Here is a 447-nt window from a genome sequence, read left to right as displayed (position 1 = left end):
ACGAAGCGCAGGGCGGCGGTGACATTGGCGTTGCCAACGAGGTTCAACCGGGTAACGCGCTCCAGACCGGTGCTGAGTATCGGCATATCGCCACTGAAGGCCGCCGTTGCCCTGAGTTCTTCAAGGCGCGGGTACGTGGGCGGGCTGCGCCAGAATTGTTCGATCTGTTGCGCAAAGTCTCGCCTGGCATCCAGTTCGCGGGTCTGCGTCTCGAGCGGCAGACGTTCTCCCGATTCGGCGGCAGTCACGGCGGCCTGGTTGATCCATTGGCTGAGTTCGAGATTCACAACGCCGAGCTCATTTTCCCAGCGTGACAACTGTGCTCCGCACTCGGCCAATGGCCCGGGCAATCGGTACAAAACCCGTGTCGCGCCTTCGGTGTCAAGGGAAGGGAACAAGGCGATGGTGCGCTGCAGATCCTCCTGCACAGGCCGGACCCCGAAGTGC

General features: G+C 62.4%; 1 protein-coding gene. It reads right to left on the bottom strand.

The features are described 5' to 3' along the window. Positions 1–287, bottom strand: a 287-nt coding sequence (locus J5M56_RS25425; RefSeq protein WP_207938114.1) for a hypothetical protein, incomplete at its 3' end; no start/stop codon positions are given. Positions 288–447: the final 160 nt, after the last annotated feature.

The sequence above is a fragment of the Pseudomonas sp. 51_B genome (assembly GCF_017491595.1).
GTDB classification, from domain to species: Bacteria; Pseudomonadota; Gammaproteobacteria; order Pseudomonadales; family Pseudomonadaceae; genus Aquipseudomonas; species Aquipseudomonas promysalinigenes.
Note: the sequence above shows the minus strand (reverse complement) of the source record. Positions and strands in the feature narration are given on the sequence as shown.